The 21,774-nt window shown below is 52.1% G+C and carries 24 protein-coding genes, 1 tRNA gene and 1 other RNA gene; 8 read left to right on the top strand and 18 right to left on the bottom strand.

Annotation, left to right across the window (positions count from 1 at the left end; genetic code table 11):
- The first annotated feature begins 13 nt into the window (after positions 1–13).
- Together aat and infA are read left to right on the top strand one after the other, a co-directional pair.
- Positions 14–718 carry a leucyl/phenylalanyl-tRNA--protein transferase gene (gene aat / locus FOB24_RS10140; RefSeq protein ID WP_038639268.1) on the top strand — a complete coding sequence of 235 codons (705 nt, stop codon included), beginning with the start codon at positions 14–16 and terminating at the stop codon, positions 716–718.
- Between the two features lie 285 nt (positions 719–1,003).
- On the top strand, positions 1,004–1,222 hold the full coding sequence (gene infA, locus FOB24_RS10130) for a translation initiation factor IF-1 (RefSeq protein WP_002211347.1): 219 nt from the start codon (positions 1,004–1,006) through the stop codon (positions 1,220–1,222).
- A gap of 81 nt (positions 1,223–1,303) precedes the next feature.
- On the opposite strand, the gene FOB24_RS10125 is transcribed toward infA, so the two are convergent.
- Entirely contained in the window at positions 1,304–2,215 is a 912-nt protein-coding gene (locus FOB24_RS10125) for a LysR family transcriptional regulator (protein ID WP_069323241.1), read from the bottom strand.
- A gap of 108 nt (positions 2,216–2,323) precedes the next feature.
- Here FOB24_RS10125 and FOB24_RS10120 point away from each other — a divergent pair, with 108 nt between their 5' ends.
- The 4 genes from FOB24_RS10120 to FOB24_RS10105 all read left to right on the top strand — a co-directional run bounded on the left by FOB24_RS10120 (position 2,324) and on the right by FOB24_RS10105 (position 4,481).
- Positions 2,324–3,184: a pirin family protein gene (locus tag FOB24_RS10120; protein WP_150344852.1), complete on the top strand. Its 861-nt coding sequence runs from the start codon at positions 2,324–2,326 to the stop codon at positions 3,182–3,184.
- Positions 3,185–3,200: 16 nt separating this feature from the next.
- Complete coding sequence (locus FOB24_RS10115; RefSeq protein WP_032939929.1) at positions 3,201–3,878, top strand: isochorismatase family protein; 678 nt, start codon at positions 3,201–3,203, stop codon at positions 3,876–3,878.
- A 149-nt stretch (positions 3,879–4,027) separates the two neighbouring features.
- A tRNA-Ser gene (locus FOB24_RS10110) sits at positions 4,028–4,115 on the top strand.
- Positions 4,116–4,342: 227 nt separating this feature from the next.
- A non-coding RNA gene (locus FOB24_RS10105) (RtT sRNA) lies at positions 4,343–4,481 on the top strand.
- A gap of 141 nt (positions 4,482–4,622) precedes the next feature.
- Here FOB24_RS10105 and rlmC read toward each other — a convergent pair.
- The 10 genes from rlmC to FOB24_RS10055 all read right to left on the bottom strand — a co-directional run bounded on the left by rlmC (position 4,623) and on the right by FOB24_RS10055 (position 13,629).
- Entirely contained in the window at positions 4,623–5,750 is a 1,128-nt protein-coding gene (gene rlmC, locus FOB24_RS10100; RefSeq protein ID WP_150344851.1) for a 23S rRNA (uracil(747)-C(5))-methyltransferase RlmC, read from the bottom strand.
- Positions 5,751–5,934: 184 nt separating this feature from the next.
- Positions 5,935–6,423, bottom strand: a complete 489-nt coding sequence (locus FOB24_RS10095; RefSeq protein ID WP_038639250.1) for a YbjO family protein — start codon at positions 6,421–6,423, stop codon at positions 5,935–5,937.
- Positions 6,424–6,482: 59 nt separating this feature from the next.
- A complete protein-coding gene (potI, locus tag FOB24_RS10090) occupies positions 6,483–7,328 on the bottom strand; it encodes a putrescine ABC transporter permease PotI (RefSeq protein WP_038639247.1) in 846 nt (281 codons plus the stop codon).
- Positions 7,325–8,278, bottom strand: a complete 954-nt coding sequence (gene potH / locus FOB24_RS10085) for a putrescine ABC transporter permease PotH (RefSeq protein ID WP_069323239.1) — start codon at positions 8,276–8,278, stop codon at positions 7,325–7,327. The genes potI and potH overlap by 4 nt, the downstream gene beginning before the upstream one ends.
- Before the next feature lie 9 nt (positions 8,279–8,287).
- Positions 8,288–9,421, bottom strand: coding sequence for a putrescine ABC transporter ATP-binding subunit PotG (gene potG / locus FOB24_RS10080; RefSeq protein WP_069323238.1), 1,134 nt, complete (start codon positions 9,419–9,421; stop codon positions 8,288–8,290).
- A gap of 138 nt (positions 9,422–9,559) precedes the next feature.
- Positions 9,560–10,672, bottom strand: a complete 1,113-nt coding sequence (potF, locus tag FOB24_RS10075) for a spermidine/putrescine ABC transporter substrate-binding protein PotF (RefSeq protein WP_038639239.1) — start codon at positions 10,670–10,672, stop codon at positions 9,560–9,562.
- 433 nt (positions 10,673–11,105) lie between these two features.
- Complete coding sequence (locus FOB24_RS10070) at positions 11,106–11,582, bottom strand: type III secretion system chaperone family protein (RefSeq protein ID WP_038639236.1); 477 nt, start codon at positions 11,580–11,582, stop codon at positions 11,106–11,108.
- Between the two features lie 90 nt (positions 11,583–11,672).
- Positions 11,673–12,575: a 30S ribosomal protein S6--L-glutamate ligase gene (gene rimK / locus FOB24_RS10065; RefSeq protein WP_038639233.1), complete on the bottom strand. Its 903-nt coding sequence runs from the start codon at positions 12,573–12,575 to the stop codon at positions 11,673–11,675.
- Positions 12,576–12,632: 57 nt separating this feature from the next.
- Complete coding sequence (nfsA, locus tag FOB24_RS10060; RefSeq protein ID WP_150344850.1) at positions 12,633–13,355, bottom strand: nitroreductase NfsA; 723 nt, start codon at positions 13,353–13,355, stop codon at positions 12,633–12,635.
- Positions 13,339–13,629 (bottom strand): YbjC family protein, encoded by a 291-nt coding sequence (locus FOB24_RS10055; protein ID WP_085049182.1) that lies wholly within the window; start codon positions 13,627–13,629, stop codon positions 13,339–13,341. The genes nfsA and FOB24_RS10055 overlap by 17 nt, the downstream gene beginning before the upstream one ends.
- Before the next feature lie 175 nt (positions 13,630–13,804).
- Here FOB24_RS10055 and FOB24_RS10050 point away from each other — a divergent pair, with 175 nt between their 5' ends.
- The gene (locus FOB24_RS10050; RefSeq protein WP_016152408.1) at positions 13,805–14,068 is read left to right on the top strand and encodes a GrxA family glutaredoxin; all 264 of its coding nucleotides are present in this window, start codon (positions 13,805–13,807) and stop codon (positions 14,066–14,068) included.
- Between the two features lie 34 nt (positions 14,069–14,102).
- On the opposite strand, the gene FOB24_RS10045 is transcribed toward FOB24_RS10050, so the two are convergent.
- Entirely contained in the window at positions 14,103–14,483 is a 381-nt protein-coding gene (locus FOB24_RS10045; protein ID WP_061388467.1) for an inner membrane protein YbjM, read from the bottom strand.
- A 269-nt stretch (positions 14,484–14,752) separates the two neighbouring features.
- Here FOB24_RS10045 and FOB24_RS10040 point away from each other — a divergent pair, with 269 nt between their 5' ends.
- Positions 14,753–16,438: an aspartate:alanine antiporter gene (locus FOB24_RS10040; protein WP_038639225.1), complete on the top strand. Its 1,686-nt coding sequence runs from the start codon at positions 14,753–14,755 to the stop codon at positions 16,436–16,438.
- Positions 16,439–16,673: 235 nt separating this feature from the next.
- Here FOB24_RS10040 and FOB24_RS10035 read toward each other — a convergent pair whose 3' ends face one another.
- The 6 genes from FOB24_RS10035 to FOB24_RS10010 form a co-directional block, all read right to left on the bottom strand.
- A complete protein-coding gene (locus FOB24_RS10035) occupies positions 16,674–17,021 on the bottom strand; it encodes a hypothetical protein (RefSeq protein WP_150344849.1) in 348 nt (115 codons plus the stop codon).
- 27 nt (positions 17,022–17,048) lie between these two features.
- Positions 17,049–17,264 (bottom strand): ogr/Delta-like zinc finger family protein, encoded by a 216-nt coding sequence (locus FOB24_RS10030; protein ID WP_058842448.1) that lies wholly within the window; start codon positions 17,262–17,264, stop codon positions 17,049–17,051.
- A gap of 67 nt (positions 17,265–17,331) precedes the next feature.
- Positions 17,332–18,432 carry a phage late control D family protein gene (locus tag FOB24_RS10025; RefSeq protein ID WP_150344848.1) on the bottom strand — a complete coding sequence of 367 codons (1,101 nt, stop codon included), beginning with the start codon at positions 18,430–18,432 and terminating at the stop codon, positions 17,332–17,334.
- Positions 18,429–18,914, bottom strand: coding sequence for a phage tail protein (locus tag FOB24_RS10020; RefSeq protein ID WP_000980407.1), 486 nt, complete (start codon positions 18,912–18,914; stop codon positions 18,429–18,431). Before FOB24_RS10020 ends, FOB24_RS10025 begins: the two co-directional genes overlap by 4 nt.
- On the bottom strand, positions 18,911–21,655 hold the full coding sequence (locus FOB24_RS10015) for a phage tail tape measure protein (RefSeq protein WP_150344847.1): 2,745 nt from the start codon (positions 21,653–21,655) through the stop codon (positions 18,911–18,913). Before FOB24_RS10015 ends, FOB24_RS10020 begins: the two co-directional genes overlap by 4 nt.
- Positions 21,648–21,767: a GpE family phage tail protein gene (locus tag FOB24_RS10010; RefSeq protein WP_000763315.1), complete on the bottom strand. Its 120-nt coding sequence runs from the start codon at positions 21,765–21,767 to the stop codon at positions 21,648–21,650. The genes FOB24_RS10015 and FOB24_RS10010 overlap by 8 nt, the downstream gene beginning before the upstream one ends.
- Positions 21,768–21,774 lie beyond the last annotated feature (7 nt).

Here is a 21,774-nt window from a genome sequence, read left to right as displayed (position 1 = left end):
GAGTTTCGCTGTCATGCGCCTGGTGCAACTGTCCCGCCATTCTATAGCCTTCCCATCACCGGAAGGCGCTTTACGCGAGCCTAACGGTTTACTGGCGCTGGGAGGCGATCTTAGCCCTGCCCGCCTGTTGATGGCCTACCAGCGCGGTATTTTCCCGTGGTTTTCTCCCGGTGACCCTATTCTCTGGTGGTCACCCGATCCGCGCGCCATTCTTTGGCCTGAGAACTTTCACCTCAGTCGCAGCATGAAACGCTTTCATAAAAATTCGCCTTATCGTGTGACGCTCAACTACGCGTTCGGTCAGGTAATTGAAGGCTGTGCGAACGATCGGGAAGAAGGTACCTGGATCACACACGATGTGGTGGACGCTTACCATCGGCTACACGAACTGGGACATGCGCACTCAATTGAAGTATGGCGACAAAATGAATTAGTCGGCGGCATGTATGGCGTAGCGCAAGGTACGCTGTTTTGTGGCGAATCAATGTTCAGTCGTCAGGAAAATGCGTCCAAGACCGCACTACTTGTTTTTTGCGCGGAATTTATCCGTCAGGGCGGAAAATTAATCGACTGCCAGGTGTTAAATAGCCACACAGCATCCCTGGGCGCCATCGAAACCCCGCGGCGGGAGTACCTTGAGCAGCTGAGCAGACTGCGTCAGCAGCGGCTACCGAGCCACTTCTGGATACCAAGGACGTTATTTTCGCCTCAGGGGTGAATGTTTTCGGCACATTTTTTGTCGGGGTGTTATAATTGTGCCGCAGAGTTGGTTTAGCCCATTACCCCGCCGCCGTTAAGGAACAGTTCGCGCCAGGCAACGCCTATCGTTTATCTCCTCGTTCCCTTATACGTTGCGCTTTACGTGCAGCTTTGCCGTGGGTGGTCAGAGTAATGCGCCAAACCCGATTTGCTGTGTTTTAAACGCACAAATCTTTACTTATTAAAAGAACTTCGGCATTATCTTGCCGGTTCAAATTACGGTAGTGATACCCCAGAGGATTAGATGGCCAAAGAAGACAATATTGAAATGCAGGGTACCGTTCTCGATACGTTACCTAATACCATGTTCCGCGTAGAGTTAGAAAACGGTCACGTGGTTACTGCACACATCTCCGGTAAAATGCGCAAAAACTATATCCGCATCCTGACGGGCGACAAAGTGACTGTTGAGCTGACCCCGTACGACCTGAGCAAAGGCCGCATTGTCTTCCGTAGTCGCTGATTGTTTTCACGCCACCATGATGGCGTCCAGATAATAAAAGGTCGGTTTAACCGGCCTTTTTTATAGGCTGAGGATCTGTATTTAATCCTCAATCATCCGCGCATATTCTTCTGTTAAGAAATCCACCAGGGCGCGTACCGAGGGCAGTAATCCCCGACGAGACGGAAAGACTGCGTGAATAATTTCCCGCTTGGGCTCCCAACCGTCGAGCAATGCCACCAGTTCACCCGCCGCTAATTGCTCTTTCACCATCAGTTGCGGAAGTTGTACAACCCCCACGCCGGCAATCGCGGCTTCACGTAACGCCAGCATATCAGTGGTGATCATTCGCGGCGTGAAATGCACCTCCGCCCGTGCGCCCTGTGGGCCGAATAGCTCCCAGCGATGCACATGTTTACCCGATGCCAGACTCAGGCCCGGCCAACGGGTCAATTCCGCCGGGGAGTTAACCGCGCCCATTTGTTCAATTAATCGCGGGCTGGCATATAACCGGTGTCCCCTGTCTGCAAGTACCCGCATCACCAGGTCGCTATCCTCAAATGGACGAGGTCTGACGCGAATCGCCACGTCCAGACCTTCACCGATAACATCAACGCGACGGTTCGTCGCCTCAAGCTGCACGGATACATCGGGATAACGCGCCATAAATCGGGCAAGCATTGGCCCAATATGCACATGCAACAAGGTGACCGGACAAGTCAGCTTCACAACGCCACGCGGCTCAACCTGTAAAGCCGCAATGGCATCCTGCGCCGCCTGCGCTTCCACCAGCATCGCCTTACAGTGTTCGTAAAAGGTTTGTCCGACTTCAGTCACGTTAAACTGCCGGGTGGTTCGCTGAATAAGTCGAACCCCCAACCTCTCTTCAAGTTGCGCAATACGTCGGCTCAGTTTTGATTTCGGTTCATCAAGCGCACGTCCCGCCGCCGCGAAACCACCTTCCTCTACGACATGTACAAACCAGGCAAAATCATTGAGATCCGGCTTTGTCATTTTATTGTCCTATTTATGAGACAGTGAAGACCATTTTAGCGACTACTCAATTCGCTGTCATGAATATAAGCTTATTCACATCAAGATAACGCCACTGAGGAGACACAAATGAAACAAGTAACAGGCGTCTACACCGCACCTCGCCCGCACTGGGTTGGCGATGGATTTCCGGTTCGCTCAATGTTCTCTTACCAGTCTCATGCAGAGCAGTTAAGTCCATTCCTGCTGCTGGATTACGCCGGTCCGCATACGTTCACACCGGGTAACGAAAAGCGCGGCGTCGGCGAACACCCTCACCGTGGTTTTGAAACGGTGACCATCGTTTACAGCGGTGAAGTTGAACATCGTGATTCAACCGGTCGCGGCGGCATTATCGGTCCCGGCGACGTGCAGTGGATGACCGCAGGTGCAGGAATTTTGCACGAAGAGTTCCATTCACCGGAATTTACCCGTCGGGGCGGCGAACTGGAAATGGTACAGCTGTGGGTCAACCTGCCGGCAAAAGACAAAATGGCCACGCCGGGTTATCAGAGCATCACCAGCGATATTATCCCAACGGTTGCTCTGCCTGATGAAGCAGGAAGCGTTCGCGTTATTGCGGGTAGCTACGAGGAAACCAAAGGGCCTGCACATACCTTTTCGCCGCTGAACGTCTGGGATATGCGACTGCAACGTAATCATCAGCTCGCGTTGTCTCAGCCTGAAGGATGGAGCACCGCGCTGGTGGTATTGAAAGGCAATATCACCGTAAACGGCACCACGCCAGCCAGCGAAGCGCAACTGGTGGTGCTAAGCCAGCAGGGGAAAACGCTGCACATTGAAGCCACCAGCGATGCCATCGTGCTGCTGCTGTCTGGCGAACCGTTGAACGAGCCAATTGTAGGTTACGGCCCGTTTGTCATGAACACGAAACAAGAAATCGCTGAAGCCGTACGCGATTTTAACTCCGGCCGTTTTGGCCAAATCTGAATCGAAGGAGAAGAATATGTCCAGTCCTGCAAACTTTAATGGTTCACGTCCGGTCATCGATGTGAATGATTCCGTCATGCTGCTTATCGACCATCAGAGCGGGCTTTTCCAGACCGTCGGCGATATGCCAATGCCAGAGCTGCGTGCGCGTGCTGCTGCGCTGGCTAAAATGGCCACCCTGGCGAAAATGCCGGTGATTACCACGGCGTCTGTACCGCAGGGACCTAATGGCCCGCTGATCCCTGAGATCCATGCCAATGCGCCCCACGCCCAATACGTGGCGCGTAAAGGCGAAATCAACGCCTGGGATAACGAAGACTTCGTTAAAGCGGTAAAAGCAACAGGTCGTAAGACGCTGATTATCGCCGGTACGATCACCAGCGTCTGCATGGCTTTCCCGGCCATCAGCGCAGTGGCTGAAGGTTATAAGGTCTTCGCGGTAATCGACGCCTCCGGCACCTACAGCAAAATGGCGCAGGAAATTACCCTGGCACGCGTGGTTCAGGCTGGCGTCGTGCCGATGGATACCGCTGCCGTCGCTTCTGAAATTCAGGGGACATGGAACCGTGAAGACGCCGCTGAATGGGCTGAAGTGTATACCAAAGTCTTCCCGGCGTATCAGTTGCTGATAGAAAGCTACAGCAAAGCCCAGGAAGTCGTGACCAACGGCGAAAAACTGGACTCTCAGCGTTAATTATATCCTCCGCGCCAGTCCGGGCGGAGGAATATGTACACTGCGTAACCAAACAACAGTGAACATGTAAATTCTGCTTGACCGTTTTAGCGCAACTCCCTATAGTAGCGCCCCGTTGCCCCCCAAGCGGTCAGGCAGCAATACAATATGGTGAGGTGTCCGAGTGGCTGAAGGAGCACGCCTGGAAAGTGTGTATACGGCAACGTATCGGGGGTTCGAATCCCCCCCTCACCGCCATATTTTAAGAAGAGCTCGTACGCAAGTACGGGCTTTTTTTTCGCATGTTGCACGTCTGCGGAGGGATGAGAAGCCCCGACCGGGGTTCGACTGCTGGCGCAGCCAGCTGGACAGACCGGGAGCATCGCGAACGGGCTGCCCCGAAGGGGCGAGCAAAGCGAGTCAATCCCCCCCTCACCGCCATATTTTAAGAAGAGCTCGTACGCAAGTACGGGCTTTTTTTTCGCATATTGCACGTCTGCGGGGGGATGAGAAGCCCCGACCGGGGTTCGACTGCTGGCGCAGCCAGCTGGACAGACCGGGAGCATCGCGAACGGGCTGCCCCGAAGGGGCGAGCAAAGCGAGTCAATCCCCCCCTCACCGCCATATTTTAAGAAGAGCTCGTACGCAAGTACGGGCTTTTTTTTCGTATATTGTATTTGCCGGATGCGGCGCAAGCGCCTTATCCGGCCTACAGTCATGCCCCTCCTCGTAGGCCTGATAAGCGAAGCGCCATCAGGCATGGGGTTAGTGTCGACTGAGCAGCGTTAACACTTCGTAATGCGCGGTATGTGGGAACATGTCGAAAAGCTGAACGCGGTCAATGCGATACCCTGGCAACTCGTGAATATCCTTCGCCATAGTTTGCGCATTGCAGCTTGAATAGACAATAAAACGTGGCGCCATGCGGGAAAGAAAATCGCACAGCGATTTGCCAATCCCGCGACGCGGTGGGTTCACCAAAACCAGATCGGGTACTTCGCCCTGGGCGGTAGCAAACTGAGTCGAATCCAGCGCCTGAAAACGCAGATTTTGCAACCCAAGCTCCTGCGCCGACTGTTTCGCACAGGTAATCGCCTCTGGCGCGATTTCAATACCTGTCAGTTTCATCTGCGGCGTGGCGCAATGCAGACCAAACCCTCCTACGCCGCAAAACAGATCCCACATATGATTAACCGGAAGCTGGCGCACCCAGTCGCGTGCGGTGGCATATAAATGTCCCGCCACCACTGGGTTGGTCTGGAAAAAGCTCTGCGGACGTATCCACAGCGGCACATCATTAAAGCGTTCCGCCAGCGCCTGTTGTTCGGTGAGGAAGATTTCTGTCTCCCCTTCCATAATCGCCATATGCACCGGTTGAATATTCACAGTGATCACTTTTAACTGTGGCAACCGTTCCTGCAACCACGGTAACGCTGCACGCAACTGCGCCAGTTTGGCGTCTGAACGCAGGACAAAGCGCAGCATCATACCGCCATCAAACCGGCTTTCCGTTAACAGCAGATATTTAAGCTCCCCGCGTTTACGCACCACATTATAGGGCGTTAACCCCGCACGGGCGATAAACGGTTTGAGCGCGGCAAATACGGGCGAAAAAGACGCAGGATAGAGCGGACAATCACACAAATCCTCCGGCGTACCGTCACGATGCAGCATCCCAAGCAGTGGTTTTTCCACGCTGCCGCTGACCACCATTTTGGCTTTGTTGCGAAAAGCGCGTTCCGGGCCGCTGACCGGCGCGCGCCACTCCGCCACCGCATGTTCAGCAAGCAGTTGGCGTAAATCGGCCATTTTGGCGGTGAGTTGGTGGGAAACCGGCTGTTCAATCCACTGACAGGAACGACAGCGACCGGCGTCATAGAGTGCGCACTGCATACAAAAACCTTTACGTGATCGAGGGCGGAGATTATATACGTAAAATCATTCGGGATGCATATCAGGCCTGAGCTTTCGTAGGCCTGATAAGACGCGTTAGGGTCGCCATCAGGCAATTGTGCGGCGTCGGTGCCGGATGGCGGCGTAAACGCCTTATCCGGCCTACAAACAACACCGACCACATTTACTGCAAACGGAAGAACCGCCGACTGGACGCGGGAACAAACAGTAGCAGCAACACCAGCATATCCGGCAACTTTTGCATCACCAGCGTACGCAGGATCTCACGTCTGGACTCTCCCGCAATGCTGAACAGTTCCGGATAACCATAACCCAACGAGGCCGCCCACAGATAAACGCTGGCGATAATCTGGGTCAACAGATAAACCCAACGTGCCCAGTTACGTCCTTTCACCAGCGAAAATGCGCAGTAGATTTCAATAAACAGCAGCGCCAGGCTGCCCAGAAACACCAGCGTCAAATTCCAGGTCTGCACGCTGCGATGAATAAATTCGCTGGTTCCGCGCAACCCTAGCGTATTAAAAATCATCAACAGATCGAGACAGCGGATCATGATAATAGCCAGCGCCGCCACCTGCACCAACGCAGGGACGTTTAAGCGAGCATGTGATGTGGATGATTTCTTAAAAAATCCCAACGCGTCGTCTTCCATGAAAACGGCGCAGCCACCACAGCGGCGCCGTATAGACAGGTTGGCAGATTTTAGTTTTTTCAGCCGCGTCTTGCACGTTGGATATCGCGAATCCGTTGTTTTTCTGTTCGCGCCATCAGATACCACGCGATAAATCCGATGATTCCTACCACGCCAAGAATCAGCGTCGCCAGCGCGTTGATCTCCGGGTTAACCCCCATACGTACGCTGGAGAACACCAGCATCGGTAATGTTGTGGCGCCAGGACCAGAGACAAAGCTGGCGATAACCAGATCATCAAGCGACAACGTGAAGGCCAGTAACCAGCCGGAGATCACCGCAGGCATAATCATCGGCAGCGTGATAACGAAAAAGACCTTCAGCGGCGTGGCGCCAAGATCCATCGCCGCTTCCTCAATGGAGTGATCCAGTTCGCGCAACCGTGAGGAAATCACCACCGCCACGTACGCCGTACAGAAGGTGACGTGCGCCAGCCAGATGGTCAACATACCGCGATCCGCAGGCCAGCCGATGGCATGCGCCAGCGCCACAAACAGCAGCAGCAGTGATAAACCGGTAATGACATCCGGCATAACCAGCGGTGCGGTAATCATAAAAGCAAACCCATTCGATCCGCGAAAACGGCCAAAACGCACCATTACCACGGCGGCTATAGTGCCGAGGATTGCCGCCATCGTCGCCGCACCCGCAGCAATCGTTAAGCTCATGCCAACGGCGCTTATCATCGCGGTATCGTGGAAAAGTTCACCATACCAACGCGTTGACCACCCCGCCCAGACCGTTACCAGCTTCGAGCTGTTAAACGAATAGATAACCAGCATCAGCATCGGTGCGTACAGGAAGGTAAAGCCCAGCACCAGGATAAAAATACGCCACGGCGAACGCACGACCGGTAAGTTATTCATCCGTGTTCCCCCATGCTTTTTTGCTGATATTTGTGGAACCACATGATTGGCACAATCAGTAACAGCAGCATAATAATGGCAACGGCAGATGCCACCGGCCAGTCGCGGTTATTAAAGAACTCCTGCCACAGCACGCGACCAATCATGATACTATCCGGGCCGCCCAGCAGTTCCGGAATTACAAACTCACCCACAGCCGGGATAAACACCAACATCGATCCGGCGATAATCCCGCCTTTGGTCAATGGCACAATCACGCTAAAGAAGGTTTTCAACGGTCGGGCGCCCAAATCCAGCGCCGCCTCTACCAGCGAATAATCAATACGCGTCAGCGCGGTGTAAATCGGCAGCACCATAAAGGGTAAATAGGCGTAAACAATCCCGATATAGACCGCCAGATTGGTGTGCAGAATCGTCAATGGTTGATCGATAACGCCCAGCCACATCAGAAAGTTATTCAGTACACCGTTATTTTTCAGGATCCCCATCCAGGCGTACACGCGAATCAAAAACGACGTCCAGGACGGCAGGATCACCAGCAGTAACAGAATATTGCGTGTCGAGGGTTTACTGTGTGCGACGGCCCACGCCAGCGGATAGCCCAACAGCAGACAACAGATCGTCGAAATCCCCGCCACCTGCAAAGATTGCAGGTAGGCATCAAAATAGAGCGGATCGTCCGTTAGTTGCAGGAAGTTGGCTAAGTTGAGCGTGATGGATAGCTGATCGTCAGCCCATGAAACGAGGTCGGTATACGGTGGAATAGCCCGCGCCATTTCAGCCAAACTGATTTTGAAGACGATCAGAAACGGCAGAAGAAACAGGAGCAGCAGCCACACATACGGCAGCGCAATCACCAGCTTGCGCCCGTGGTTCATTTGCAGCCGCGACATAAGCAGCGTGAATCGCCCAGCTTTATCCACGCGCGCCGGAGGTTCAAGTGTACTCATCTTCGCTCCTTAAACCGTCAACACCACACAACTGTCTGCATCCCAGCACAAACGGACCTCGTCACCCCAGGTAGGTAATCCCTTGCGATAACGATGTTCATTTTGTAGCTGAGCGCTCAGCATCTGGCCGCTTTTCAAACGTACGTGATACACCGATAAATCGCCCAGATAGGCAATGTGCACCACTTCGCCTACCGCGAAGTTATAACCGTCTGGGGGAGGAGCCTCACAGAGCATGATTTTTTCCGGGCGCAGCGCAACATACACTGGGACGTTATCGACAATAGACGCATCTGCATCTACTTTCAGCGGATGCACCAGTCCAGGAGACTCAATAATCAGCCCATCTTCCTGGCGTTCTTTCAGTAGTCCTTCAAAGACGTTAACCGAACCGATAAACTCGGCGCTATAGCGCGTAGTCGGATGCTCGTAGATCTCTTCCGGTTCGCCGATCTGCACAAATTTCCCACGGTTCATGATCGCAATCCGCCCTGCCATCGTCATGGCTTCTTCCTGATCGTGCGTTACCATCACGCAGGTCACGCCGACGCGTTCAAGGATATCCACCACTTCCAGTTGCATCCGGTCACGGAGCTTTTTGTCCAGCGCCCCCATCGGTTCATCCAGCAGCAGCAACTTCGGCCGTTTCGCCAGGCTACGCGCCAGCGCCACACGTTGACGCTGACCGCCGGAAAGCTGATGCGGTTTGCGTTTGGCAAATTCCTGCATGTGCACCAGGCCCAGCATCTCATTCACCCGGCTGGCAATTTCAGCTTTTGGCAGCTTGTCCTGCTTGAGGCCAAAGGCAATGTTCTGCTCTACCGTCATGTGCGGAAACAGGGCATAGGATTGAAACATCATATTGATCGGTCGCAGATAAGGCGGGACGTGCGCTAAATCGACGCCATCAAGCATAATTTGCCCGGTTGTCGGCTGTTCAAATCCCGCTAACATGCGCAGCAGAGTCGATTTGCCACAGCCGGATGCGCCGAGCAGGGCAAATATTTCACCTTTGTAGATAGTAAGATTGACGTCATCGACGGCGTGTTGCCCGTCGAAAGACTTGGTCAGGTTGCGAATTTCAAGCAGCGGGGTCAGCGCCTTGCGGATTTTCGCGTGTGGGCGTGGGGTTGCATCATTCACTCAGGTGCTCTCCGGCATAAAACAAAGAAACGGTGCAAATAACGCACCACGGTGGTGCGTATTGCCGGGTTAGGAGTGTTTAGGATCAACACTGCCCGGCAGGCATAAATCCTGCCGGGTCATGTCCCAAACATCAGGTTATTTTCCGCTTTTTACCTTCGTCCACGCTCGGGTACGGACACGGTCGATCTTCGGATCCTGTACTTTCAGCGTGAACAGCTTGGCGCGCACATCCGCAGGCGGGTAGATACCAGGGTTATCACGAACTTCCTGACTGACGAGAGCCGTCGCTTCTTTGTTGGCATTGGCATAGAACACGTGGTCGGAAATATGCGCAATCACATCAGGACGCAGCAGGTAGTTGAGGAACTGATAGGCTTCTTCTTTGTTTTTGGCATCGGCTGGCATTGCGAACACGTCAAAGAACGCCATCGCCCCCTCTTTAGGAATTGAGAAAGAGATATTGACGCCATTTTTCGCTTCTTTTGCACGGTTCGCCGCCTGCCATACGTCCCCCGCCCAACCAATTGCTACACAGGTATCTCCGTTTGCCAGGTCGTTAATATATTGCGAAGAGTGGAAATAGCGAATATTCGGACGCAGTTTCAACAGCAGGTCGGTCGCCGGTCCGGTGTAATCATCTGCTTTGGTACTGTTTGGATCTTTACCCAAATAGTTCAGCACGGTAGCAAACACCTCTTCAGGCGCATCAAGGAAAGAGACACCGCAACTTTTGAGTTTTTCCAGATTTTCCGGTTTGAGGATCAGATCCCAGCTATCAACCGGCGCATCTGGCCCCAGCACCGCTTTCACTTTGTCCACGTTATAGCCAATGCCGGTTGTTGCCCACATATACGGCATCGCAAACTTGTTGTCCGGATCGTGTTTACCCACCAGCTTCAGCAGCTCAGGATCGAGGTTTTTCCAGCCCGGTAGTTTGCTCTTATCCAGCGGCTGGAAGACGCCGGCGGTCAGTTGACGTTCGAGGAAACTGGCGGAAGGAACAACCAGGTCAAAACCGGTGCTACCCGCCATGAGCTTACCTTCCAGTACTTCATTGGAATCAAATACGTCATAGATAACTTTAATTCCGGTCTCTTTTTCAAAGTTAGCCACCGTATCCGGAGCAATATAATCAGACCAGTTATAAATATGCAGCGTTTTTTGTTCAGCAGCGAGCGTGCCGGCAGAGATGGACATCAGAGCACCCACAACCAGGCCTGATAACCATTTTTTATTTAAGGCGGTCATAATCTCTTTCCTTCTGAAAGTTCGTTAACAAACGAACAAAAATGTCACACTCTAATGATATGCAAGAAACGTGCATATTCTTTCATGCGGTATCAATGAAAAGAGAGTCCTCTCCCGATGCCGCTATCGCGCGCAGATATCCGCTCACTCATTCACCACGTATTGTAGTCACAGCTCAGGTCACACGGGGCAGTTCGAGAATTGACGTCTATATGCTTCGCAAGAATAACTTTAGCCAGGTTTTGTGGATATAGCCCAGATTAAAAAACGTCTTTTATCAATTTTTTATGCAGGAATTGTCTATGACATAAAGCGGAAGGAGCAGAATGGAAGTGAATAATTCTTTAATAAAAGGTTAAACGCAGAATAAAAACAGGCAGTACGCAACCGCTCTGGTAGCGGCTGCGCAAAATGTGTCCAGATTCAGGGAGAATTAATGGAGGAAATGGACTTCAGCATTGCTGTTTTGCGTATCGTCTTCAGCGTTAAATAACAGCTGATGCGCCCCGGCTTCGAGGATCACCATCGATATCTGCTCTTCGCTCTGGCGAACAAAACACTCAAACTGTTCAAACGTTACGCCCGGCGTAACGGATAAAGACTGGCAAACCACCAGCTTTGGCAGATTATCATCCTGCATATCCAGGAATGCTTTTACCGTCAGCGAACTGGCATTAATCGCGGACAAATCGGCGGCCAGTGGCAACAGTGCGGAAGGTCTGACTTCCGCCATTGCAGAAAACAGAATGACGTTATCCACCAAATCAACTTTTGCATCAAAGATGCCGTCAAAGTTCTGCATATGAGGTAAATGCAGCGCCTGACAGGTATCGCATTCAAAAAAACTCATGCCCAGGTCGTCGAGCCATTGACGCAACGTATCCAGAGTGGGAACGACCAGTGATGTCATAATAATGTGCGACCTCTATTGATGAAAAAAATACCGGCACAGCTTACGCAAAAAGAGCGTGTCATACCACGATCGCAATCGATATTGTGTTTAGCCGCCGATTTTAAGACAAAATTCAGGCGTAGCATGGCGCTCGATCCACTGGATCATCTTGCCGGCAATGTCTATCCCGGTGGTTTTCTCGACCCCTTCCAGTCCCGGAGAAGCGTTAACCTCCATGACCAGCGGCCCACGTTCTGCACGCAAAATATCCACACCTGCAACATCCAGCCCCATAGTCTGAGCGGCTTTGAGCGCAATTTTTCTTTCGCGCGGCGTGATATTCGCAATCGTAGCAACCCCGCCGCGATGGAGATTAGAACGAAAATCGCCCTCTTTCGCCCGGCGTTCAATGGCGGCCACCACCTCGTCTCCCACCACGAAACAGCGAATATCCCGCCCTTGCGCTTCTTTGATATATTCCTGAACCAGAATATGAGCATTCAGCCCACGAAACGCATCCACGACGCTTTCCGCGGCTTGCCGCGTTTCCGCCAGCACCACGCCGATCCCCTGTGTACCTTCAACCAGTTTCACCACCAGCGGCGCGCCGCCAACCATATCAATCATGTCGCTGGTATCGTCCGGGGAGTGAGCAATCCCGGTAATGGGTAAATCGATTCCCTGACGCGCCAACAACTGCAGCGAACGCAGCTTATCGCGCGCGCGCGTAATCGCTACCGATTCATTTAACGGATAGCTACCCAACATTTCAAACTGACGCAGTGCCGCCGTACCATAAAAGGTAATCGCTGAACCAATCCGTGGGATCACCGCGTCAAAATGAGGAAGCTGGCGGCCCTTGTAATGAATAGATGACGCCGCCGGGCTGATGTTCATATAGCAAGAAAGCGGATCGATAATTTCAACCAGGTGACCGCGCTGCATCGCCGCTTCACGCAGGCGCTTACAAGAATAGAGCGTTCCGTCCCGGGACAAAATGGCAATTTTCACCCTGCACCTCTCAATGACCTGGTAAAAGCAGGCGTATCATACACTGGGTTGAAATCTTTAGCGCGTGGCCCATCCCTGTTTATGCAAATATTCCAGGATAAAGGGGCGACTTTCTTTAATGATGGTTCGACGAATGTGATCGCTCCAGGTGTCACGACGCGTATTACTACCGCGAGCCAGATAGTACTGCGCAAGCTGTTCGTCATACTGCGACAAAACGTCTGTATCAAGCGGCTGATACTGGTTTTCGTGCACAACCAGCGACGCAGGCAGGCGCGGCTTGATATCCGGGTTATCCGCAGGCCAGCCAAGGCACAAACCAAACAGCGGCAGAACATGCTGCGGCAACTTCAATAATTCCGTGACCGACTCAATATTGTTACGCAACCCACCTATATACACACCGCCAAGTCCCAGCGATTCTGCCGCCGTCAGCGCATTTTGCGCCATCATCGCCGTATCAACCACGCCCAGCAGCAGTTGTTCTGCCAGCCCCAACTGCGCGTCAGGGCAAATCTGCAAATGACGGTTAAAGTCAGCGCAAAACACCCAGAATTCAGCGGCCTGCGCCACGTGCTTTTGACCGCCAGATAAGGTAGACAGTGATTCACGCAGGGTTTTATCGGTTATCCGAACAATCGTTGTGCACTGTAAAAAACTGGAGCTTGAGGTGCCCTGAGCGGCGGCAATAATCGCCTCTCGTTGTGCGTCAGAAATAGCTTCTTCGGTGAAACGGCGAATAGAACGGTGGCTGCGGATTAAATCAATGGTTGGCGTCATCTCTTTTTTCTCTGTCTGAACGGGAAGAATCGTCGGGAGCGCGCGACAGGAGCTGCGGCGCCAGCAGTTGAGCAATGCGCCACATCAACATCACCGCGGCAGGGAGCATCAGCAGTACGCCCAGAAATATCATCACAACTAAGGCGAGCGGGCTGTTAAGCGGCGCGGGTAAGGTCAGGTAATCGTTAAGCGACAGCAGCGCCAGCGATAACAAAACCATCCCCATTATTTCCAGCATCAATACGCTTTTCGGTAATACACCAATGGTGCGCATAAGCGGTCTCCCGGCGAAATGGCTTTTATTATAAAACGTTCCGGCTCGTCGTGTTTAACAGTTATAGCTTGAGGATATCAAAGCAACAGGCCGAACCTGCTTTCCATCCGTCACAAATCGCGGCATCATAATAAGTATTCGCCATCCGGCCTGATAAGTTCGAGGAGAGAGAGAGATGTTTGCCGTTATTTTTGGTCGTCCAGGGTGCCCGTATTGCGTGCGCGCAAAAGAATTAGCAGAAAAATTAAGCAATGAGCATGACGATTTTAACTTCCGCTACATTGATATTCATGCCGAAGGTATTACGAAAGCCGATCTGGAAAAGACGGTAGGTAAGCCGGTTGAAACCGTTCCGCAGATTTTTGTTGATCAAAAACACATCGGCGGCTGCACGGATTTTGAGGCGTGGGCAAAAGAGAATATGAATCTGTTCGCCTGATAGCTGTTTCTACGCCCTCCGCAGGAGGGCGTGATCAGTTCTTTTTCCGTCGTTGATGCTGATTGAACAAGCTACTGATAAACAAAAAACACAATGCGCCAAGCGCGCACCAAAACACCGCACTGAATAACCACGCCAGTTCTTGCCACAATGAACGCGTCGGCATAAAAACGAACCGCATTAGCAACAGACAGCATGGCGCCGCCAACATTGCACCCAGAAGAGGTCTGAGCACCTCCCGACGGTGGGAGAAAAAGCTTGCTGCAGCACCAGGCAAGATAAAAAACAACAACCCGACCTCAGGATGCCCTGCCGCTCTGAATGCCCCTTTCACATTTAGCGTTAATGAAAGACACACCACAATAAAGAGCACAAAGCAGCAGATCGCCCCCGCCCAACTTTGCTTATGTTTCAATCGTTCCTCCTGACACATTCTCTATCGAACACTCTTTTCGCCCGCAGGCGTCCAGTCAGATAAAGTAACTCGGCATTCCATGCCAAAAACACACCCACACGATTCTTATAGCCGTTGATACGTAATGAGATTAAACTATCCGCATATATTGTTATGCTGCATTAATCGGGGCTGTGTGCGGTGCTGTCGCCCCTTAATTTCTGGCAAAAACATTAGCGTAAATTGCCATTTCTTTCAATAGCTTACTAGTAAACAAGAAGTTAGCCTCAGTGAATATAAACGTCGCAGATTTGTTAAATGGGAATTACATCCTGTTATTATTTGTGGTCCTGGCTCTGGGCCTCTGCCTGGGTAAATTACGCCTGGGTTCAGTCCAACTCGGTAATTCCATTGGCGTTTTAGTGGTGTCCCTATTATTAGGTCAGCAGCACTTTAGTATTAACACCGATGCATTAAATCTCGGCTTTATGCTGTTTATTTTTTGTGTCGGCGTCGAAGCCGGCCCCAACTTTTTTTCGATTTTTTTTCGCGATGGGAAAAATTATCTAATGCTTGCTCTGGTGATGGTCGGTAGCGCAATGCTGATCGCCCTGGGGCTGGGTAAGCTATTTGGCTGGGACATCGGCCTGACGGCGGGTATGCTGGCCGGTTCGATGACCTCCACGCCGGTGCTGGTCGGCGCAGGCGATACCTTGCGCCATTCCGGGATGGCAGGCGCGCAGCTTTCCACCGCCCTTGATAACCTGAGTCTGGGTTACGCCCTCACCTATTTGATTGGACTGGTCAGTCTGATTGTCGGTGCGCGCTACCTGCCGAAACTTCAGCATCAGGACCTGCAAACCAGCGCCCAACAAATTGCGCGTGAACGAGGTCTGGACACTGACGCCAACCGTAAGGTTTATCTGCCAGTGATCCGCGCCTACCGCGTGGGCCCGGAGCTGGTAGCATGGGCTGATGGTAAGAACCTGCGCGAGTTAGGTATTTATCGTCAGACCGGCTGTTACATTGAACGCATCCGCCGCAACGGCATCCTGGCTAACCCGGACGGTGACGCAGTGCTGCAAATGGGCGACGAAATAGCCTTAGTAGGTTATCCAGACGCGCATGCCCGCCTCGATCCCAGTTTCCGTAACGGCAAAGAAGTGTTCGATCGCGATCTGCTCGATATGCGTATCGTCACGGAAGAGATTGTGGTGAAAAACCACAATGCCGTTGGTCGTCGCCTGGCCCAGTTGAAACTGACCGACCACGGCTGTTTCCTCAACCGCGTGATCCGCAGCCAGATCGAAATGCCTATTGATGACAACGTCGTGCTCAATAAAGGTGACGTGTTGCAGGTGAGCGGTGATGCCCGTCGCGTTAAAACGATCGCAGATCGTATCGGCTTCATTTCCATTCACAGTCAAGTGACCGATCTGTTGGCCTTCTGCGCCTTCTTTATCATTGGTCTGATGATTGGGATGATCACCTTCCAGTTCAGCAATTTCAGCTTCGGCATCGGGAATGCGGCTGGATTACTGTTCGCCGGGATTATGCTGGGCTTCCTGCGTGCCAACCATCCTACGTTTGGCTACATCCCGCAGGGCGCGCTGAACATGGTGAAAGAGTTTGGTCTGATGGTATTCATGGCAGGCGTCGGTTTAAGCGCGGGTAGCGGCATTGGCAATGGTCTTGGCGCCGTGGGTGGTCAAATGCTGATTGCCGGTCTGATTGTGAGCCTGGTTCCGGTTGTTATTTGTTTCTTGTTTGGCGCTTACGTATTGCGCATGAACCGCGCCCTGCTGTTTGGCGCCATGATGGGTGCGCGTACCTGCGCTCCGGCAATGGAAATCATCAGCGACACGGCCCGCAGCAACATCCCGGCATTAGGCTATGCTGGCACCTACGCCATTGCCAACGTTCTGCTGACATTGGCGGGGACACTCATCGTCATCGTCTGGCCAGGCCTTGGTTAGCACTGAAAATTACCCTTAAAAGAAAATTTTTTGCAGTTCAGCAGAACTTTTCTTCAAGGTGTCAGTCATAACTATTGCCACTGCTTTTCTTTGATGTCCCCAATTTGTGGAGCCCATCAACCCCGCCGTTTTGGTTCAAGGTTGATGGGTTTTTTGTTGCCTGAAATTCGTAAGCTTTATAATTAGTAAGTTAGAGCGTTGCTTAGGTGTTAGTGGCGACAAAATGGCGGCAGCGCTACGACAACCAAGGCAGTTCCAACCCAGAAGGTCCGTAGATATAACCACCACTAATCCAAAACTTACCGCCATGCTTGGGGCCATAGATGTAGTTTCCGCTTATCCAATACTTCCCTGAATTTCTTGGCCCATAGATGTACCCACCTGAAATCCAGAAGCGACCGGACTCCTTCGGCCCGTAAATGTAGTTATTGCTTATCCAATATTTACCAGAACTCATAGCTTCTCCATACTTGCACACCTCGGCGTTACAGATGCTTGAAAAAGTAGCATGCTTAGACGATCCGAAATGGTTTACAGCTAACAAATCGACACTCATCCACTTTGCACATTGCTCATCAGCCATAAAAAACCCGCCAAAGGCGGGTCGGGTTCAGTAAGCAAATTGTTCCTGCATACCTTTTGGATGAGGCGGTGCTGCGCTGATTTTTTGAGGACGGCATACTGAGCGCACAAAAGTCTCATGCGTCACGAAAGTATGCCCGCACTCGATGTTAGTGCACTGGTTGTAGCGTTCTTTGGTTTCATTGGAAACCTGGAAGCTGCTTCGGGTATGTGCAGCCTGCCCGCACATAGGACAATTCATCATAATAATCAGCCCTCATTATTAACCAGTTCGCAATAATGATACATCAATGTTCGCAATTTGGAACTAATCATTCCATCGCGAACTCATCTATTTTCACTTCAAGCTCCATGCTGGTCGTCAATCCATTATCCGGGCTGACAGAATGCGTCAGGGTGGTAATGGTCCATTCTGCATCATCGATCGGCTGCTTAAACCCTGTAACCTTCACCGGCATTTCCGTATAGAGATCAGCCCGCCCCTCAGCGAGCTGCAGGGAAAATGAAGCAACCCCACGTTGCAGACGTTCCCACTGCATTTTTGCTGCGCGCTCTGCATTGCTCCGGTTGGCGTAGGTACGATTAAGAACCAGCACGTTTTCATCCGTTCCCACCAGATAATCGCCCTGTTTTGCTTCCGGCTCTTTGGGTGTGGTGGTTTTCTTTCGACGACGCTTAACACTGGTTGTCTCTTTTTTCCTGGGTTCACGCGTATGCAACCAGCTGGCAATAACACCGGTATAGGCACCACGATCAGCAAGGGTGAACCGATGACCGTCACCGGCTTTGCGCGTGATGGTGATAACCGGCAGCGGCTTGCCGCTCGCCGTTCTTCCCTGTCCCTGCCGGATAAACAGCAGATACCCGTCCTTAACGGAAGCAATCGCCCCATACTGTCTCGCCAGTTTCATCAGAAAACTTGCATCGCTTTCATTGGTCTGGTCCAGATGATCCAGCGCCTTATCCGTCAGGTCTTTACCCAGCGCCATTTTGAGGTTATGCCGGGCGGCTATTTCCTTTACCACCTCCCCCACCGTTGTCTGATGCCATGATTTTTCGCGCCGTGTATTGAGGGTTTCACGGAAATCTGCGCTACGCGCCCGGATGGTCAGCCGGTCAGGGGCACCGCTGTGTTCAATTTCATCCACAGTAAAAGCCCCTTTAGGGAAAAGCGGCTGGCCTTTCCAGCCCAGCGCCAGCTGAATCACTGCCCCACGTCGCGGCAGGGCGATCAGCCCGTCGGCGTCGTCCAGCTCCAGATCAAGCTGGTCCGCTTCAAAGCCCCGGTTATCCGTCAGCGTCAGATTCATCAGGCGGGTATCCAGCACGGTCGTCACGTCCTTACCTTCAATGACGATACTGAAAGCCGGGCTTTTGCTGTTCAGATTCAGAAGATCAGAATTAACGTTCACTGCAGCAATCCTCCTACCGTGTTCTTAATCCCCCCAATCGCAGAGGCAGCAGAGTCCTGCAGGTTGCTGAGCTGGTCACTCAGGCTCCCGAACATGTCAGACAGCGATTCATCAACCCGTTTGAGGGTGATCGTAAACTCAATGCGCCTGGGCATTCCGCTTGCAAAAAACTCCGTCTTTGTCTGGCTCAGACTTTCAATAACAAACATGCCGTAAATGGTTCCGCTGCCTTCAATCAAAGGCCACGCTTTGCCCTGCTCTGCCATCAACTCCAGCGCCAGCAATGACAGCCTGCCTCCGGTCACTTCCGGCAGCAGAACCCCGGACAGTGTCAGTGAATCATTATCGGGGCCAAGAAACTGCGTTGACGGGCGGCGGTTCACCCGGCTGTTGGCGGCATGTCGCCAGCTGCGCTGATACTGCAACTCCTGATAAGGGACAGTGCGCAACATAAATACATATAAACCCAGCACCATCATCATGATTCATACCCCCCCTGATCGCTGAAATTGCTGCGTGCTTTTGCCCTGGCCCTGCGTTCCCGCTCGTCAAGCTGACGTGCCACTTCACGGGCAATATCCTGCGCACTCTGCCCTGGCTGAGCATAGATAGTGATCGGCGCGTGAGTCTCAAAGTGCATCACTGGCGGCGCACTGGCAGATTTCGCAGGCTGGCTTTGTTTATATGCCACAGTAGGCAGACTGTAAGGATGTAGTGGAGCAGCCTCTGCAGGCGCTGCCGCTACGCCCATGACACCTGCAACGACGGAAGCCAGCGCGGCAGTGCGCCGCCTGCTGGTCACATTTGCGGGGCCGTTCACAATTTCAGGGCCGTTCTCCCCAACAATACCAAACTGACCGCGCGGAATAATCCCACCACTGTCATACATCCCGGCAAACGGAACGGCAGCAGCTGCTGCTCCACCAACCACCTGCACCTGTGCTTTACCTTGTGTTTTATTATTTCCGGTCATCCAGTCAGGCAGATAATCGGTGACTGAGGAAAGCTTGCTTTTGAGTGTCTCCCATTTGGCATTAACTCCATCGAGAATGCTGTCAATAATGGCGCTGCCCATGTCCTGAAACTTCGCAGGAAGCGCGGCAACATCAGCCAGGATCGAATTCCATTTATCACTAATAGATTGTCTGATATTGGCCCACGCGTCAGAAACGCCAGATTTTATTGCATCCCAATTTTTAGCTATTAATCCCGGCAAGGTATAATTAAAGAACAGTGACTTAATCCCCTCCCATGCCGTACCTGTGGCATTACATACGGCATCCCACATGGCCTTGAACTTTGGCCCAAGAGTGTCCCAATTCTGCCAGATATAAATAGCACCAGCGGCGATCAGCCCTATGACAGCCAGTATAGGGTTTGCAAACATCAATCGGCCCAGCCATATAACTGACTTGCCAACAGAACTTATTGCTTTCCCAATAAGACCAAATGCAGATGAAAATTTTAGCCCCATCACCCCTGCGCTCATTCGCACTACTGCCATTGGCCCTAACACAGACGCCAGTGCCAGTGAAACAACCCCAGCGGCGGTGGCAACAATGGCAAAGCCTGCTGCCAGCTTAAACAGCGCAGAGGTCAATTGAGGGTGTCGTTTAACAAAACCATCCAGACGCGAAGCCAGTTCACCCAACCAGTCAGCCAGCTTCTTCAATGCAGGGGCAACTGTTTCACCGATACTAGCCATAGCATTGGTAAAGGAACCTGTAGCGGCTTCCCATTTATTACCAAGAGTATTCAAGGAGGCATCAACACGCTCGCGCAGAGAAGCCTGATTTTGTAGCTTTGAAGCCGTTTCACGATACCCTGAGATGCCTTTGGTAATCATAATATTTAGCACCTGCAGCGTTTCCGCATCATCCCCAAAAATACCTTTTAACGTAGCTAACCTTTTCTCAGTATTAAGCTTTTGGAGTTGAGCTAATTGCGTGTACATTTTCTCCAGCCCGCCAAACTCCCCCTTTCCATCAGTAAAATCGAACCTAACGCCAGTGCCTTTTAGTTCATCATTAGCATCCTTCACTTTTTCCGTATTCATGACGGACTGAAATACTTTTCGGTAGGCATTACCAGCTGACTCTCCAGCCATACCAGCCTGATCAGCCATAACTAATAGAGGAGCAAATGTCTTAGCCGCGTCCAATCCCTTTTTATGAATAATATCCATCGCGCTGCTGATTTTTGAGAACCCCTGCAGCATATTTCCTGAATCTACCCCCGCGTAGAATCCTTTCTGGATCACGTCCATCAGATTCATCATGTCTTTTTCGGAGGTCTGAGTAGCATCTTGTAACTTAGCCGCAAACTCAGCTGCTGCAGTGGGAGCCATCTGTAACTGCACGCCAAGATAAGCTGCTGACTCTCCCAAGCCGCCCAGGATGACCTGCGCCGACATACCCTGACGGCGTAGCATAGTCATCATGTTCTGAAAGTCGGCCGTTGTTCCCGGCAGCTTATCGCCCAAAGCAACTGCAAGCCGGTTAATTTTTTCAAATTCAGGCGCTACCTTTCCGCCCGGTCCCATCATTGAGCCGGCGAGCTGATTCGCTGCATTTTCTGATTCTGAATAGGCTTTTACTGGAGCCAACAACGTCATGCCAGTAGTTACCCCAGCCGCCATCGCCCCTGCACCATTACCTGCCAGAGAGTTCCTTAACTCGCGGGTCTTTTCAGCCTTGGCTTTGATGGCGTTGAGCTTTCGCTGACGCTCGCCAACTTCACGCAGCCTGCGCTCCTGCTCAGCCAACTGTCGGTTATACCGCTCAGTTTCTCGTGCAATCCGTGCCGTCTCACGCGCTCCGCCCCCAGCAGATAACCCCAGCCGATAAAGCTCAGCCCTGGCTGCCGCCATCTGGCGAGTTTCCTGTTGCTGTTTTTGTTCAAGACGTGAAACAGCACGCCACTGAGCTTCCAGCGCCTGCGTTTGTTTTTTTGTCGGGGATTCCAAAGATGACATTTCGCGCGTCATCATTTGAGCGCGTAGCCTCGCCTGATCCAGTTCGGCACCAGTACGGCTAACACTTTTAGTTAGTTGATCGAAAGATTTAAGCTGACCTCCAGCATCACTCAGCTTTTTAATCTGATCGCGGGTTTGTCGAATAGCTGATGCCAGCTCCTTAGAGCCAGCATGTGCATTTTTAAATGGGCGGGTTAACTTATCCACCGCCCCCAGAACTACCTGCAGTCGCAAGTTATTATCACTCATCGCTGGCCCCGCTTCTCTGAATTGCCTTATGCCGCCACTCCAGCACATCAGTCAGCGGCATAACGTCAGTGATGGACGGCGACCAGTGAAAGATGGTGGCAATATCTGCCACCAGATCA

The sequence above is a fragment of the Citrobacter werkmanii genome (assembly GCF_008693645.1).
GTDB lineage: Bacteria > Pseudomonadota > Gammaproteobacteria > Enterobacterales > Enterobacteriaceae > Citrobacter > Citrobacter werkmanii.
The sequence above is the reverse complement of the archived record's forward strand: the minus strand, read 5'-3'. Positions and strand labels throughout refer to the sequence as shown.